Here is a 14352-nt window from a genome sequence, read left to right on the forward strand (position 1 = left end):
CGCGCAGGTTCCCCGCAAGACATGCTTCACCATGGCGAGAAGGCGCAGCTTAACCATCGCAGGCAGCAGAAATGGCGGGATGCAGGCCATCGCAGAAAATTTCGGGAAACGAGGCGGTTAGCCTGGCGGCCTGGCAGGGGTGACAGGATTCGAACCCGTGGCCCTCGGTTTTGGAGACCGATGCTCTACCAACTGAGCTACACCCCTGCGTGGCCGGGCTGTGCCTCTAGTCACTGGCGGCGATGCTGGCAAGCGCCCTTCTGCCCTGCGCCCCAATGCCATCGACGACGCGCCGCCCTTCCCCTGCCCGCGCCGATGGACTAGCGCGGCAAGAGCGATGCACGCGCCCACGCCGCCCCTCATCCCTTCGCGGGTCCTGCTGCTGGCCTACCGCAGCGGTATCTTCCCCATGTCGGACGACCGCGAGGACAGCGAGGTGTTCTGGGTCGAACCGCGCAAGCGGGCGATCCTGCCGCTGGACGGTTTCCGCTGTTCGAAGAGCCTCGCCAAGACCATCCGGCAGGACAGGTTCCGCGTCACCTGCAACACGGCGTTTGCGCAAGTGGTGCGCGAATGCGCGGAGCCGCGGCCCGACCATCCGGGCAGCTGGATCAGCCACCGCATCGAGGCGAGCTATGTCGCGCTGCACATGGAAGGCCATGCGCATTCGATCGAATGCTGGCAGGATGTCGATGGCGAGGAGAAACTGGTCGGCGGGCTCTACGGGGTGGGCTTCGACCGGGTGTTCTGCGGCGAGAGCATGTTCAGCCGCGTGCCCAACGCCAGCAAGGTCGCGCTGGCATGGCTGGTGGCGAGCCTGAATGCGGCGGGCGCGGCGGTGCTCGACTGCCAGTTCATGACCGACCATCTGGCCTCGCTGGGCGCGATCGAAATGCCGCAGGCGGAGTATCTGGCGCTGATCGAAGCGGCGCGCGGCGGCGAGCCGGCGCATTTGCCGCAAGGCTATGCCTCGTTGCTCTCCGCAGCCGGTTCGTCCGCTTCCTCGCCCGGAAAGCTCATCGCGCATTCCTTGAGCCAGACGTCGTAGATCGGGTGCTCGACCACATTCACGGACGGCGATTCCTTGAACAGCCAGCCGGAAAAGACCCGCTGCCATTCCAGGTCCTCGCCGATGTCCTGCCGCTGCTGGACCGCGACCTGCACGAAGGCGGCGGTCTGGGTGGGCATTTCCCACGGCGGGCTTTTCTCGCAAGTGGACAGGCGCACCACGACATTGCCGATGCGCTTCGCCTCGCCCGGCTTGATCTCGATCTCGCGGCTGACGTTGTTGCGCTTGTTCAGCAGGCCGAGCGTCGCGACGCGTTCCTCGCGCGGGGTGCCAAGGCCTTCCGCAGCTTCGACGGCTTCGGGTTCCTCGCTCTGCGCGAACTCCTCGGGGACTTCGGTCGCTTCCTCGGTCGGCGTGGCATCGGGCTCGCCGCTTCCGCAGGCGGCCAGCAGCAGCAGCGCGGCCGCGCAGGCAGCGCTACGTCCGGTCACGCGTCGGGCGTCCACGCTTCATAGGCGCCGCGCGCCGGCGCAGCCTTGCCGCCGCGCTGCAACGCGCCCTGCGGCAGATACGCCGTGTCGGTGCCGGTCGCGTTGGGGGAATAGTCCGCTTCCCAAATGCGCGGCGGCGGCAGGTTGCTTTCCGGCACGTCGTCGAATGCGCCGTGCAGCCAGCCGTGCCATTCGGCGGGCACGTTGCTGGCATCGTTGCTGCCTTCGTAGATGACCCAGCGCCGCTCGTCCCCGATGTAGGAGCCGATCGTGTTCTCGCGCTTGTTCTTCGCGCGGTAGTAGGTGTTGCCGGCGGCATCGGTGCCGACCTTTTCGCCGCGCCGCATGGTGAACAGGCTGGTGCCGATCGTGGCGCCGTTCCACCAGGTGAAGATCTTGCCGAGAATGGACATGCGCGCTCCGTTAGCCCGCGTGACAGCGGCCTGCAAGCAAGGTTTCCCCTACCATTCCACCTTGGCGCCGGGGACGATGCCGAGCTCGGCCGCGCGGCCGCCCGGTATCTCCAGCACCGCAATCACGGCGCCGGCGCTGCTGTACTGGCCCTCGTCGTAAGGAACCGCATCCGCCTCTATGTTGGCGATGCGGCTGTCCGGGCCGATGAAGATGATGTCGAGCGGGATCAGCGTGTTGCGCATCCAGAAATTGCGCTCGCGCGGTTCCTCGCTGGGGAAAATCATCCCTTCGTCCGGCGCCATTTCGGTGCGGAACATCATGCCCTTGGCCTGTTCCTGCGCGGTTGCCGCCACTTCCGTGCGGAAGGTAAAGGTCCCGTCCGCCGTCTCCACCGTCACGGGAATGATTTCCAGGCCCGATTCGGGATGGACGCTGGCCGACTGGGTCGGCTCTGCCTGCGCGACTTCGGATTGCGGCGAACACGCCAGCAGGGCCGCGGCCCCGGCCAGGGCGCCTGCCACGCGCAGCCCATCAAGCATTTTCAATCCTCGCATCGTGCGGCCCAATCCTCTGCGTTTTCGACCGTCTGCGCATTCACCATTTCGCGCGCGAAGTCGAGAGGGTGCCCGGCGCGCAGCAAGGCAGCCAGTTGCTTTTCGCGGGTAGGCCGGTCGGGCAGCTCCTCCCCGCGTTCGAGCGCAAAGGGCCCGAAGCGGCGCTTGCGCGCAAGCGCCAGAACCGCCTGGCGCGCTTCCGACCCGCTCGGGGCCGCGCGCTGCCGCCCGTCCTCGTCGATACCGTCGCGGAACAGCGTGCCTTCGATCCGGCGCGCGCCATAGCCACGCCGCAGCAGCGATCCGGCCTTCATCCGCGCATAGGCCTCGTCGTCGATATAGCCGAGGTCGGCGAACTGCGCCGCGAGTCCCGCCGGGTCCGGCTGGCCCTCCCCGTCCCACCCGCGTTCGCGCAACTTGCGCTTGAGATAGGCCTCCAGCTTTGCCGTGCTCGTGGAAAACCGGGCGACATAGGACAGCGCCAGATCGCGCAGACTCGCGCTATTCAGCGGCTTCGGCGGGCGTTTCCCGCGGCGGGACGATGGTGGAGCCGTCATAATCGGCCATATTCGTGCCACAGTCGGTATAGAATGGGAAAGGCCTCGTTAAGCGTGAGGAGCGTCACTGCACGCATAAATCGCTGAATTTGCACGGGTAGCCGAGGGGGCGCCAGCAACTCGAGGACAATCAAAACACAATATGACCACCGATTCCACCATCGAACCCACCCCCAATGACTGTTCGCAGGAACGGCGTTTTTCCGATTTCGGGACATTCGGGGAAGCGCTGGACTACGCAGCCAGCGGCACGCTGGGCCTCAATTTCCACGACGCGCGCGGCGATCTGGAGCGGGCCTACCCGTTTTCCGAATTGCGCGACGATGCGATCGCCATGGCGCGCCGACTGGTCGCTGCCGGGCTGAAGCCGGGTGACCGGCTGGCATTGATCGCCGAGACCGCGCCCGATTTCGCCGCTGCGTTCTGCGGCGCGGTCTATGCCGGCGTCTGGCCCGTGCCCCTGCCCTTGCCGACCAGCTTCGGCGGCAAGGAAGGCTATGTCGACCAGCTGGCGGTCCAGTTGTCGAGCAGCGACCCGGTGATGCTGCTCTACCCGGCAGAAATTTCCGAAATGACGCAGGCCGCCGCCGACCGGCAGGGCTGCAAGGGCGCCAGCTACGAAGATTTCGGCGCCGGCGACGTGCCCGATGCCGCGCTGCCGCAAAGCAAGCCGGACGACATCTGCTACCTGCAGTATTCCAGCGGCTCGACCCGCTTCCCGCACGGGGTTGCAGTGACGCACGAGGCGCTGCTCGCCAACCTTGCCGCGCACGGGCTCGGCATGAAACTGCAGCCGGGCGACCGCTGCGTCTCGTGGCTGCCGTGGTACCACGACATGGGCCTTGTCGGCTGCCTGTTGTCGCCGATCGCCAACCAGGTTTCGACCGATTACCTGAGGACGGAACATTTCGCCCGCCGCCCGCTGGCTTGGCTCGACATGATCAGCCGCAATCCGGGCACCACGCTCAGCTATTCGCCCACCTTCGGCTACGATATCTGCGCGCGGCGCATTTCCAGCCAGAGCAATGTCGCCGAACGCTTCGACCTGTCGCGCTGGCGCGTCGCCGGCAACGGGGCGGACATGATCCGGCCCGACGTGATGCAGGGCTTCGTCAATGCCTTTGCCGATGCAGGCTTTTCCGCCGGCGCCTTCCTGCCGAGCTACGGCCTTGCCGAAGCCACGCTGGCGGTCACCATCATGCCGCCGGGCGAAGGCATCCGCGTGGAACTGGTGGAGGAAGAGCGCCTGTCGGGCCACGCCCGCGATCTCGCCCGCCCGGCCCGCTATCGCGCCATCGTGAACTGCGGCAAGGCCGTGGAAGGCATGGAAGTGGCGATCCGGGGCGAAGGCGGCAGGGCGCTGCCCGACCACCAGATCGGCAAGGTCTGGTGCCGCGGATCCTCCGTCATGCACTCCTATTTCCGCGATCCGGAATCGACGGCCGAATGCATGGTCGACGGCTGGCTGGACACGGGCGACATGGGCTACATGGCCGATGGCTACCTGTTCATCGTCGGTCGGGCGAAGGACATGATCATCATCAACGGCAAGAACCACTGGCCGCAGGATATCGAGTGGGCGGTAGAGCAGTTGCCCGGCTTCAACCACGGCGACATCGCCGCCTTCGCGATCGAAACCGACACCGGCGAGGAAGCGCCCGCCGTGCTGGTCCATTGCCGCGTCAGCGACCCGGACGAGCGGGTCCGCCTGCACGAGCAGATCAAGGATAAGGTCCGCAGCGTCACCGGCATGAACTGCGTGGTGGAACTGGTGCCCCCGCGCACCCTGCCGCGCACGTCCTCAGGCAAGCTCAGCCGCGCCAAGGCGAAAAAACAGTATCTCAGCGGCGAGATCGAACCGTTCAAGCTGCTCGAAGCGGCCTGATACCGCTGCCGCTCGCGCGCGCGCGAAGCGCGATCCGCAAAACCCGTAGGCATACTGCGTGCCATCGTTTACGCTTGAAACACGTGTCTTAAGCGACTAACACAGTACGCGAATACCAACGGGAGACCATCCGGGCCATGGCCAACACAGAGACCGCCACCAAGACTGCCGTCGAATTCGAGCTGACCGCGCCCGATCCGGTGCCCGAGGTCGCGCCGGAAAAGGCCGTCGGCTTGGTGCCCGTGACGGACGAGAAGAAGAGCAAGCTCGATGAAAAGGTCGAAAGCTTCATCACCGACCTCGTCAGCCAGGATGCCGCTTCGCCCGAATTCGGCAAGAAAGTGGACCAGATCACCAACATGGGCCGCAAGGAAATCATGGCGGCGGCGCAGATGTCCAACCGGTTCCTCGACCGGCCGATCCGCGCGATGGACAAGGATACCGGCGTCGGCAACGACCTGGCCGAACTGCGCCGCACGGTCGAGGACCTCGATCCCGGCCGCAAGGGCAAGCTGCGCGGCCGCAAGCTGTTCGGCGTGATCCCCTTCGGCAATTCGCTGAAGAAATATTTCGACAGCTACCAGTCGAGCCAGGGCCACATTCAGGCGATCCTGGCGCGGCTTTCCAGCGGCAAGGACGAACTGTTGATGGACAATGCCGCCATCGATGTGGAGCGCCAGAAGCTGTGGGAAGCGATGGGCAACCTGGAACAGATGATCCACATCTCCCGCACCCTGGACGAGCGGCTGGAGGAAAAGGCGGCCGAGCTCGATTCGAGCGATCCGGCCAAGGCCAAGGCAATCCGCGAGACTGCGCTGTTCTATGTCCGCCAGCGCACGCAGGACCTGCTGACGCAAATGGCGGTGAGCGTGCAGGGCTACCTCGCACTCGACCTCGTCAAGAAGAACAATGTCGAGCTGGTGAAGGGCGTCGACCGGGCCAGCACCACCACCGTCGGCGCGCTGCGCACCGCCGTCACCGTGGCGCAGGCGATGACCAACCAGCGCCTGGTTCTGAAGCAGATCACCAGCCTCAATGAAACGACCGCCGGCATCATCGATTCCACCGGCACGCTGCTGCGCGAACAGACCGGCAAGATTCACGAACAGGCGGCCTCCAGCACCATCCCGCTGGAAACGCTACAGCGCGCCTTCCAGAACATCTACGACACGATGGACGAAGTCGACACGTTCAAGCTGAAGGCGCTCGACAGCATGAAGCAGACCGTCAACGTGCTGACGGACGAGGTCGAGAAGTCCAAGGGCTACATCGCCCGCGCGGAAGGCCAGGCGCAGGCCCAGAAGCAGGCGGAAAGCGCCGGGCTGCTGGAACTGGAGAGCTGAGTTGGGCGACTACACGCCCGACAGCGACCGGATCCTGGCCGAAGCGCGCCGGGTGCGCGACGACAATCGCAGCGGCGGCCGCCACCGGCTGCAGCATTCGATCGGGCGCGGCTCGGCCGAACTGAAGGCCAAGCATTACGCGAAGAAGCTGGTTCAGATGGCGCTGGGCGTGGTCGCCGTGCTGGTCGCGGCGGGCGTTGCAGGCGCGATCCTGAACGGCATCGGCTTCTGGGGCGTGATGCTGACGCTTCTGGCCATCGGCTTGGTCGTGGGCGCGGTGTCGATGAACAAGGTGAAGACGCCCCGGCGCGCCGACATCAACAAGGGCGACGTCAAGACGATGGTCGGCCGCACCGAACTGTGGCTGGAAGCGCAGCGCCCCGCCCTGCCCCCGCCGGCGGTAAAGGTGGTGGACGGCATCGGCGTGCAGCTGGATGCGCTCGGCGTGCAGCTGGAAGGGCTGGACCAGAATACCCCGCAAGCGGTCGAAGTGCGCAAGCTGGTGGGCGAACACCTGCCCGAAATGGTCGACAGCTACCGCAAGGTGCCGCAGCATTTGCGCAACGAGAAACGCGCCGACGGCAAGACGCCCGACGAGCAACTGACCGATAGCCTCGCCAAGATCAGCAAGGAGATCGACGGGATCACCCGCAATCTGGCGGAAGGAAACTTGGATGAGTTGTCCGTTCGCGGGCGCTTCCTCGAGTACAAGTACGGCGACCCCGCCAGTCCGGTCGACAGTAATGTTGAGGGCCGCGACTGATGCGTGCCGCGATTCCCCACCAGCTGCCGAAGGAAGAGGTCCGCCGCCGCCTGCGCGAGAATATCGGCGAGCTGAAGGACTTCGTCCCCGGCGGTGCCAAGGTCGGCAATCACTGGAAGAGCGAGGACGTGCTCGCCATCGAAGTCGGAGCGATGGGCCAGTCCATCACCGGCGACATCATCGTGGAAGAGCACCAGGTCATCTTCCAGATCGAACTGCCCGGCATGCTGAGCTTCGTGGAGCCGATGATCCAGAGCGCGATCCGCAGCCAGGCGCCCAAGCTGCTCGCCCCGCCGGAAACCTAGAGCTTGCGGTCGAGCTCCAGGTAGTCGTCGGGGATCGCAAGCGCCTCGGTCGCGGCGCGCGTCTCCCGCAGAAACAAGAGCAGCGACCACATCAGCAGCACGATGGCGAGCGAAAAGGTGGCGGCCGCAATCAGCTGCCAGTCCGCCGCCAACGTCTCTTCTGCAAAAAGCACCAGCACGGTGAGGCCGATGGAGAGGCCGGACAGCACCAGCCGCAGCAGCGCCGCATTGATCAGCCGGATGCGGCGGTTCACCACGCGCAATTCCCGCACGACGCGGTCATGCTCCGTATCGGCGGTGTTCGCATGGCGCGTTTGCAGGGCCCGGCTGCGGTCGACCACGCGGCCGAGGCGGTTGGACAGCGTGCCGGCAAGGTTGCCGATGGCGACGAGGACGAACACGGGCGTCAGCGCAAGCTGGATGGTCTGGGCGATCATGCCCGCCATTTAGACCGCGACGGCGCGGCGACCAGTGCGTTTACTGCAAGTCAGCGTGCCCGGAAATCCACGCGATAGCCATAGCGCGCCTCCACCGGATTGCCGTTGGTGTCTATCGCCGGGTTGAAGCGGACCTTTTCCATCACGAGCGGGCACACGCGGGCGGTGGTGTCGGCATCCGCGCTGGAAGACCTGACCGAACAGCCGCGCGCCCGTCCGTCGGTCGTCACCGTGAAGATGACTTCCACCCGCTTGCCGAAGCGCGTTTCGCGCCCGCCCGGCGGGATGGGGAAGTCGCGCGCCTCGTCGATTGCGCCCGACCTGACCGAGGGCCGCGTGGCGATCCCCACGGCGCCGCTGCCGCTGCCCGTTCCGCCGCCGCCCGTGCCGTCGCCGCTGTTGCCCGATCCCGTGCCGCTGCCGCTTTCGCTGGCACCGGAGCGGTTGTCATTGCCGGTGGAACTGGCACGCGGCGCGGGACGCGCGCTCGGCGTTATGCGGGTTTCGGGGGCGGTCACTTCGCGCGGGGTGGCCCGCTCGCCCGCAGCGGCTTCCTGGCCTGCGTCGGGCTCGGGCGTCGGCGCCATCGTCGGCTCCGGCTCGGGTTCGTCCGGCGTGTTGACGGTCACCGTGACCAGCGATTCCACGCTGTCCACCGCATCGGCCACGAAGTCCGGCGCCAGCGCGCGGATCAGCCCGGCAAAGATGAGCACGTGGAGCACGGCGACCACGATGATCGTCTTCCAGTTCCACTTCTTCGCGCCCAGGTATCCGGTCCGCTCCTGCGGCAATTCGGTATCGCTCATCGTGTCCGGGTCCGTCTCGTCCTACGCGTTCGTACCGAAGTCTCGGCTTCGCTACGATTAAGGAGGCAGCCCTACCCCCGCAAGCCTCAGCGGGGGAAACGAATTGAGCCGTATCCTGATAGCCGAAGACGACCGACTGCAGGGGGCCGCCATGCGCGCCTGCCTGATCGACGGCGGTCACGAAGTCCGCGTGGTCGGCGATGGCGATGAATTGCTCGATCGCTATGCCCAGGCATCCGCCGACGTGATCGTGCTCGACCATCGCATGCCGCGCCGTTCGGGGCTGGAGGCGCTGCAGGTCATCCGTGCGGCGCGGATGGGGGCGGCGATCCCGGTGATGATGGTCACGGCGGAGAACGATCCGCGCTTCACGCTGGAAGCCCTGCGGGCGGGCGCGGACGATTTCCTCGCCAAGCCGTTTTCGCCGCACGAGTTCGCGCGCCGCATTGCCGCGCTGCTCGTGCGGCATCCTTGCCAGCGCAGTTTGATCGCATGACCGGGCACGCTGTTCCGATCATCCGGGCGATGGCCGGCGCGATAGCCATCGCGCTCGGTTTCCTGGCGATCGCCGCGGGTAGCATCGAGCTGACCCGCGGCGATCAACAGTTCGCCGCCGTGTGGCTGCCCAATGCGGTGGCGGTGGCAATGATCCTGCGCATTCCCTCGACACGGCTGGGCATGACGCTGGCGGCGATTTTCGTGGCCGGCGTCTCCATCAACCTGGTCGAAGGAAGCGCGCTGGCGACCTCGCTGGCATTCTCGGTGGTCAATGTCGCCGAAATCGCCGTCGCGGTGCTCCTGCTGCGCCGCTGGTGCGGGGAGCGTCCCGACCCCTCCCGGCTCGAATTCGTCGGCCAGTTCCTCCTCGCCGCCTGTGTCCTGGCTCCGCTGGTCGGCCTGCTGCTGCCGCTGACCGGCCAGCTGGAATGGGGCGAGACGCTGCGCTGGTACCTGACGGATTCGCTCGGGATGATGCTCGGCCTGCCGAGCGTGCTGATCCTGTGGGACGCCCTCGCCGACTGGCGGCGCATCGACGGCGAGGGCCGCAAATGGCTCGACCTGCGCGGCACGCGGGGCTGGATCATGCCGCTCGGCCTGCTGGTCGTGGTGGGCGTATTCGCGCAAAGCTCCTACCCGCTGCTCTTCTTCTGCGCGACCGTCGTGGTCGTCTTCGCCTACCACCTCGGCCTGCTGGCCACGGTGATGGGCACGATCTGGATCGCATTGGTCGCGATCGTCGCGACGGCGTACGACAGCGGCCCGATCTCGCTGATGGCCGCCCCGCTCGACCAGCGGCTGATGGTGCTGCAGGCTTTCCTTGCCTCGGTCTTCCTGACCGGTGTCCCCGTCGCCGCCGCGCTCCGGCGGAAACGCCGCCTGCTGCGCACGCTGGAGGACCAGAAGCGCAAGCTGGCGCTGCTCGCCAACAACCTCACCGATGCGGTGATGCGCTTCGACCTCGACGGGGTGTGCATCGATGCCTCGCCTTCGGTCCGCACGGTCCTCGGCCGCCCACCGAAGGATTTCATCGGCAAGCGGCCCGACAGCGTGGTCCATCCCGAAGCTCAGGTCTCGATCACCGACGCCCTCGCCCGTCTCACCGGCGGCAAGGACGACAACCTGCGCTTCACCTATCGCCGCCTGCTCGATGCGCCGGACGGCACGCCCGTTTACATCGAGGCCGACTGTGCCCTCGTCGACGACCGGCAGTATGACGAGCGCACCATCATCGTGTGCGCCCGCGACGTGACGGAGCGGGTCGCGCTGGAAGCGCAGCTGATCCGCGCCCGTCGCCACGCGGAAAACGCGGCCACGGCCAAGTCGCAATTCCTCGCCAACATGAGCCACGAGATCCGCACCCCGATGAACGGCGTGCTCGGCTTTGCCGAGCTGCTCCAGCGCAGCGACCTGCCGCCGGAACAGGCGCGGCAGGTGCAGCTGATTGCCGAAAGCGGGAAGACGATGATGCGCCTGCTCAACGACATTCTCGACATCTCGAAGATCGAGGCCGGCCAGACAGTGATGGCGCCCGAACCCGTCGACCTGCGCCACCTCGTCGACAGCTGCGTGAAGCTGCAATCGGCCAATGCGGCGGCGAAAGGAATCGCGCTTACGTGCGAGGTCGAGGATGGACTGCCGCGGACCATCTGCACCGACGGGCTGCGGATGCGGCAAATCCTGCTCAACCTGCTGGGTAATGCGATCAAGTTCACGTCCGAAGGCGGGGTGAAGATCGCGGTGCACGCGGGGGCCGACGGAATGCTGGAAGCGTCGGTCAGCGACAGCGGGGTCGGCATCCCGGAAGACCGGCTGGAATCGATTTTCCAACCGTTCGAGCAGGCCGACAATGCCACCTCGCGCCGCTTTGGCGGGACCGGGCTGGGCCTTACCATCTCCCGCCAGCTCGCCGAACTGCTCGGCGGGACGCTGACTGCGGCGAGTACCTATGGCGAAGGCTCCCGCTTCACTCTCGAATTGCCGCTGGTCGAGGCGAACGAGGACGGTGCGGCGGTCGAGATGCCGGAGCAAACCGGAATGAATGTGCCGCACGGGCGGCGCATCCTGCTTGCCGAGGACCACGACATCAACCGCATCCTAGCCACCGCCATGCTGGAGAATTGTGGCCAGCGCGTCGTGCATGCGGAAGACGGTCGCGAGGCGGCGGACAAGGCGATCGCGGCGCACAGGGCGGGCGAACCCTTCGACCTGGTCCTGATGGACGTGCAGATGCCCAGGCTCGACGGATACGGGGCCGCACGCGAAATCCGCGAGGCCGGGATCGATGGCGACATGCTGCCGATCGTCGCCCTGACCGCCAATGCTTTCGACGAGGATCGCGCCGCGGCAGGCAGCGCCGGCATGCAGGACCACCTCTCCAAACCCATCCGGTACGAAGACCTGGCGGGAGCGCTTTCACGCTGGCTGGGCCCCGCCGTCGAGGTTGGCGGCGAGGTTGGCGGCGTGGCTGGCAGAGCGGCTGGCGGCGAGGCCCCTCCGCCGCCGCCTCTCCCCACCGGCTTTGCCGCGCCCCCGCCATCGGATAGCCTGCAGGAGAAATGGCTCGCCCGACGCCGCGAAGCGCTCGACGCGGTAGCCCAGCTCGTGCGCGAGGGCCAGTTCACCGGCGAGGTCGCGCTCGAAGTCGCCCGCACCGCGCACAAGCTGGCAGGCACGGCCGGGATGTTCGGGGAAGAGGAGCTGGGCAAGCTCGCCAGCGAGCTGGAACTGGCGCTCAAGGCCGAGGATGCGGAGATCGCCGCGCCGCCCGCTGCCGAGGCCCTTCTGCGCGCCGCCTGACCGGGAGCCTGTATGCGGATCCGCCTTCGGATCGCACAGCGCACCCCGTGCATTCCTTTCGCGAGTGTGCCAAGGGCACGGATACGCAATTGGAGAGCCCATGAAACTTGCCAGCCTGAAGGGGGGCCGCGACGGCCGCCTCGTCGTCGTCTCGAAGAACCTCGCCTGGTGCGCCGACGCCAGCCACATCGTTTCCACCTTGCAGGGGGCGATCGACGATTGGGAGCGGTTCCGCCCGCTGCTGGAAAAGCTGGCCGAAGACCTCGAACATCGCGCCATCCCGCGCGAACGCTTTCATGAACGCGAAGCCGCCTCGCCCCTGCCGCGCGCGTACCAGTGGGCCGACGGATCGGCCTACGTGAACCATGTCGAGCTGGTGCGCCGCGCCCGCGGCGCCGAGCTGCCCGACAGTTTCTGGGAAGACCCGCTGATGTACCAGGGCGGTAGCGACGGCTTCCTCGCCCCGCGCGACCCGATCCCGCTGGCGGACGAGAGCTGGGGCTGCGACATGGAGGCGGAGATCGTGGTGGTCACCGACGACGTCCCGCAGGGCGTGTCCGCCGCCGATGCGCTCGATCACATCATCCTCGTGGGCCTCACCAACGATGTGTCGCTACGCAACCTGATCCCCGCCGAGCTCGGCAAGGGGTTCGGCTTTGTCCAGTCCAAGCCCGCCAGCGCCATGTCGCCGGTGTTCGTGACGCCGGACGAACTGGGCGATCTGTGGCAGGGCGGCAAGCTCAACCGACCGCTCAACGTCGATTACAACGGCCAGCCTTTCGGACGCGCCGAAGCAGGCGAGGAGATGACGTTCGACATGGGCACGCTGGTGGCCCACCTCGCCAAGACGCGCGACCTTTCCGCCGGCACCATCATCGGTTCTGGCACCGTGTCCAACCGCGATCCCGACAATTCGCCGGGCCGTCCCGTGGCCGATGGCGGCAAGGGCTATAGCTGCATTGCCGAGCAGCGCATGATCGAGACGATCCGTGACGGCAAGCCCTCGACCGAATTCATGCATCACGGCGACACGGTACGCATCTGGATGGACGATGGCGAAGGCCATTCGATTTTCGGCGCGATCGAGCAGGAAGTGAAACCGCCAGCCTCCCGCTAGGTGCGGCTTGATTGCACGCCGGCCGATAGTTACAGATGAAACCGGTTTGAAGGAGGCCAGTCCATGACCCAGCACCAGCCGGCGTACATGCCGGGGTTCGGCAACCACTTCAGTACCGAGGCGGTGGACGGCGCGCTGCCCGTGGGGCGCAACAGCCCGCAAAAGGTGCCGTACGGGCTTTATGCAGAGCAGCTGTCCGGCACCGCCTTCACCGCGCCGCGCGACCATAACCGGCGCAGCTGGCTTTACCGCATGCGCCCTACCGCGCAGCACGCGCCGTTCACGCGCTATACCGGAATCTCGCAGGTTCGCTCCGCGCCGACGGGCGATCCCGCGCCCTCGCCCAACCGCCTGCGCTGGGATCCGCTGGCGTGGCCGGAAGAGCCGCGCGACTTCGTCGATGCGCTGTTCACCTATGCCACCAATGGCGATGTCGCTTCGATGACCGGGCTGGGTGTCCACGGCTATGCCGCGACAGCTTCGATGGAAGGGCGGGTTTTCTGCAATGCCGACGGCGAGATGCTGATCGTGCCGCAGGAAGGCGCGCTGGTCATCGAAACAGAGCTCGGCAGGCTCGACGTGCCGCCGCTCCACATCTGCGTTATCCCGCGCGGCCTGCGCTTTCGCGTCATGCTGCCCGGCGGGCGCGCGCGCGGCTATGTATGCGAGAATTACGGCGCGCTGTTCCACCTGCCCGACCTCGGCCCCATCGGCTCGAACGGCCTCGCCAACCCGCGCGATTTCGAAACGCCGGAAGCGTGGTGCGAAGATCGCGACGAGCCTTGCGAGGTGGTTCACAAGTTCCAGGGCGCGCTGTGGTGCACCACCCTGCCGCATTCACCGCTCGACGTGGTCGCGTGGCACGGCAACCTGGTACCCTATCGCTACGACCTGACGCGGTTCAACACGATGAACACCGTCAGCTTCGATCACCCCGACCCGTCGATCTTCACCGTGCTGACCAGCGCCACCGCCGTCGCCGGAACCGCGAATTGCGATTTCGTGATCTTCCCGCCGCGCTGGATGGTGGCGGAAGACACGTTCCGCCCGCCGTGGTTCCACCGCAACGTGATGAGCGAGTTCATGGGCCTGATCGACGGCGAATACGATGCCAAGGAAGGCGGTGGCTTCGTGCCCGGCGGTGCCTCGCTCCACAACCAGATGGCGGGCCACGGCCCCGACCAGGCGAGCTGGGAAAAGGCGACCGGCGCAGACCTGGAGCCGCACAAGATCGACGGCACGATGGCCTTCATGTTCGAAAGCAACCTCGTGTTCCGCCCCACGAGAGAAGCGATGGCGAGCCCCGGCTGCCAGCCCGACTACGACGATGTGTGGGACGGTTTCGAAAAGGCGAAACTGCCCGGAAACTGACCC

At 66.6% G+C, this 14352-nt stretch carries 15 protein-coding genes and 1 tRNA gene; 9 read left to right on the forward strand and 7 right to left on the reverse strand.

Going from position 1 to position 14352, the window contains the following annotated elements; translation table 11 throughout:
• Positions 1-131 precede the first annotated feature (131 nt).
• Positions 132-207 (reverse strand) — tRNA-Trp (locus VCJ71_RS07705).
• Between the two features lie 130 nt (positions 208-337).
• On the opposite strand from VCJ71_RS07705, the gene aat reads away from it, so the two are divergent.
• Positions 338-1048: a leucyl/phenylalanyl-tRNA--protein transferase gene (gene aat, locus VCJ71_RS07710; protein ID WP_324640235.1), complete on the forward strand. Its 711-nt coding sequence runs from the start codon at positions 338-340 to the stop codon at positions 1046-1048.
• Here the strand turns inward: aat and VCJ71_RS07715 are convergent.
• The 4 genes from VCJ71_RS07715 to VCJ71_RS07730 are packed head-to-tail and all read right to left on the reverse strand — an operon-like array spanning position 964 to position 3025.
• Positions 964-1500, reverse strand: coding sequence for a DUF2155 domain-containing protein (locus tag VCJ71_RS07715; RefSeq protein WP_324640238.1), 537 nt, complete (start codon positions 1498-1500; stop codon positions 964-966). The genes aat and VCJ71_RS07715 overlap by 85 nt on opposite strands.
• A complete protein-coding gene (locus VCJ71_RS07720) occupies positions 1497-1913 on the reverse strand; it encodes an NADH:ubiquinone oxidoreductase subunit NDUFA12 (protein WP_324640239.1) in 417 nt (138 codons plus the stop codon). The genes VCJ71_RS07715 and VCJ71_RS07720 overlap by 4 nt, the downstream gene beginning before the upstream one ends.
• A gap of 48 nt (positions 1914-1961) precedes the next feature.
• Positions 1962-2453, reverse strand: coding sequence for a DUF192 domain-containing protein (locus tag VCJ71_RS07725; protein ID WP_324640241.1), 492 nt, complete (start codon positions 2451-2453; stop codon positions 1962-1964).
• Positions 2454-2455: 2 nt separating this feature from the next.
• Positions 2456-3025, reverse strand: a complete 570-nt coding sequence (locus tag VCJ71_RS07730) for a regulatory protein RecX (RefSeq protein WP_324640243.1) — start codon at positions 3023-3025, stop codon at positions 2456-2458.
• Positions 3026-3167: 142 nt separating this feature from the next.
• On the opposite strand from VCJ71_RS07730, the gene VCJ71_RS07735 reads away from it, so the two are divergent.
• The 4 genes from VCJ71_RS07735 to VCJ71_RS07750 all read left to right on the forward strand — a co-directional run bounded on the left by VCJ71_RS07735 (position 3168) and on the right by VCJ71_RS07750 (position 7321).
• Complete coding sequence (locus VCJ71_RS07735; RefSeq protein WP_324640244.1) at positions 3168-4910, forward strand: fatty acyl-AMP ligase; 1743 nt, start codon at positions 3168-3170, stop codon at positions 4908-4910.
• Positions 4911-5047: 137 nt separating this feature from the next.
• Positions 5048-6253: a toxic anion resistance protein gene (locus tag VCJ71_RS07740; RefSeq protein ID WP_290136079.1), complete on the forward strand. Its 1206-nt coding sequence runs from the start codon at positions 5048-5050 to the stop codon at positions 6251-6253.
• 1 nt (position 6254) lies between these two features.
• Entirely contained in the window at positions 6255-7016 is a 762-nt protein-coding gene (locus VCJ71_RS07745; RefSeq protein ID WP_324640246.1) for a hypothetical protein, read from the forward strand.
• Positions 7016-7321: a polyhydroxyalkanoic acid system family protein gene (locus VCJ71_RS07750; RefSeq protein ID WP_324640248.1), complete on the forward strand. Its 306-nt coding sequence runs from the start codon at positions 7016-7018 to the stop codon at positions 7319-7321. The genes VCJ71_RS07745 and VCJ71_RS07750 overlap by 1 nt, the downstream gene beginning before the upstream one ends.
• Here VCJ71_RS07750 and VCJ71_RS07755 read toward each other — a convergent pair.
• Both VCJ71_RS07755 and VCJ71_RS07760 read right to left on the reverse strand, forming a co-directional pair.
• Positions 7318-7767, reverse strand: a complete 450-nt coding sequence (locus VCJ71_RS07755) for a DUF2721 domain-containing protein (protein ID WP_324640250.1) — start codon at positions 7765-7767, stop codon at positions 7318-7320. The genes VCJ71_RS07750 and VCJ71_RS07755 overlap by 4 nt on opposite strands.
• 41 nt (positions 7768-7808) lie before the next feature.
• Positions 7809-8564 (reverse strand): hypothetical protein, encoded by a 756-nt coding sequence (locus tag VCJ71_RS07760; RefSeq protein ID WP_324640251.1) that lies wholly within the window; start codon positions 8562-8564, stop codon positions 7809-7811.
• Between the two features lie 103 nt (positions 8565-8667).
• Here VCJ71_RS07760 and VCJ71_RS07765 point away from each other — a divergent pair, with 103 nt between their 5' ends.
• The 4 genes from VCJ71_RS07765 (at position 8668) to hmgA (ending at position 14349) form a co-directional block, all read left to right on the forward strand.
• Positions 8668-9060, forward strand: coding sequence for a response regulator transcription factor (locus VCJ71_RS07765; protein WP_324640252.1), 393 nt, complete (start codon positions 8668-8670; stop codon positions 9058-9060).
• The gene (locus tag VCJ71_RS07770; protein WP_324640253.1) at positions 9057-11861 is read left to right on the forward strand and encodes an ATP-binding protein; all 2805 of its coding nucleotides are present in this window, start codon (positions 9057-9059) and stop codon (positions 11859-11861) included. Before VCJ71_RS07765 ends, VCJ71_RS07770 begins: the two co-directional genes overlap by 4 nt.
• A 100-nt stretch (positions 11862-11961) precedes the next feature.
• Complete coding sequence (locus VCJ71_RS07775) at positions 11962-12978, forward strand: fumarylacetoacetate hydrolase family protein (protein WP_324640254.1); 1017 nt, start codon at positions 11962-11964, stop codon at positions 12976-12978.
• Positions 12979-13041: 63 nt separating this feature from the next.
• Positions 13042-14349, forward strand: coding sequence for a homogentisate 1,2-dioxygenase (gene hmgA, locus VCJ71_RS07780; protein WP_324640255.1), 1308 nt, complete (start codon positions 13042-13044; stop codon positions 14347-14349).
• Positions 14350-14352 lie beyond the last annotated feature (3 nt).

This window comes from Pseudoblastomonas aquimaris, assembly GCF_035481675.1.
GTDB lineage: Bacteria > Pseudomonadota > Alphaproteobacteria > Sphingomonadales > Sphingomonadaceae > Alteriqipengyuania_B.

What these genes read in the sequence shown, in the direction of transcription:
- aat (WP_324640235.1), top strand. Translation starts at nt 338, where the DNA reads ATGCACGCGCCCACGCCGCCCCTCATCCCTTCGCGGGTCCTGCTGCTG.
- VCJ71_RS07720 (WP_324640239.1), bottom strand. Translation starts at nt 1,913, where the DNA reads ATGTCCATTCTCGGCAAGATCTTCACCTGGTGGAACGGCGCCACGATC.
- VCJ71_RS07725 (WP_324640241.1), bottom strand. Translation starts at nt 2,453, where the DNA reads ATGCTTGATGGGCTGCGCGTGGCAGGCGCCCTGGCCGGGGCCGCGGCC.
- VCJ71_RS07730 (WP_324640243.1), bottom strand. Translation starts at nt 3,025, where the DNA reads ATGACGGCTCCACCATCGTCCCGCCGCGGGAAACGCCCGCCGAAGCCG.
- VCJ71_RS07735 (WP_324640244.1), top strand. Translation starts at nt 3,168, where the DNA reads ATGACCACCGATTCCACCATCGAACCCACCCCCAATGACTGTTCGCAG.
- VCJ71_RS07740 (WP_290136079.1), top strand. Translation starts at nt 5,048, where the DNA reads ATGGCCAACACAGAGACCGCCACCAAGACTGCCGTCGAATTCGAGCTG.
- VCJ71_RS07750 (WP_324640248.1), top strand. Translation starts at nt 7,016, where the DNA reads ATGCGTGCCGCGATTCCCCACCAGCTGCCGAAGGAAGAGGTCCGCCGC.
- VCJ71_RS07755 (WP_324640250.1), bottom strand. Translation starts at nt 7,767, where the DNA reads ATGGCGGGCATGATCGCCCAGACCATCCAGCTTGCGCTGACGCCCGTG.
- VCJ71_RS07760 (WP_324640251.1), bottom strand. Translation starts at nt 8,564, where the DNA reads ATGAGCGATACCGAATTGCCGCAGGAGCGGACCGGATACCTGGGCGCG.
- VCJ71_RS07770 (WP_324640253.1), top strand. Translation starts at nt 9,057, where the DNA reads ATGACCGGGCACGCTGTTCCGATCATCCGGGCGATGGCCGGCGCGATA.
- VCJ71_RS07775 (WP_324640254.1), top strand. Translation starts at nt 11,962, where the DNA reads ATGAAACTTGCCAGCCTGAAGGGGGGCCGCGACGGCCGCCTCGTCGTC.
- hmgA (WP_324640255.1), top strand. Translation starts at nt 13,042, where the DNA reads ATGACCCAGCACCAGCCGGCGTACATGCCGGGGTTCGGCAACCACTTC.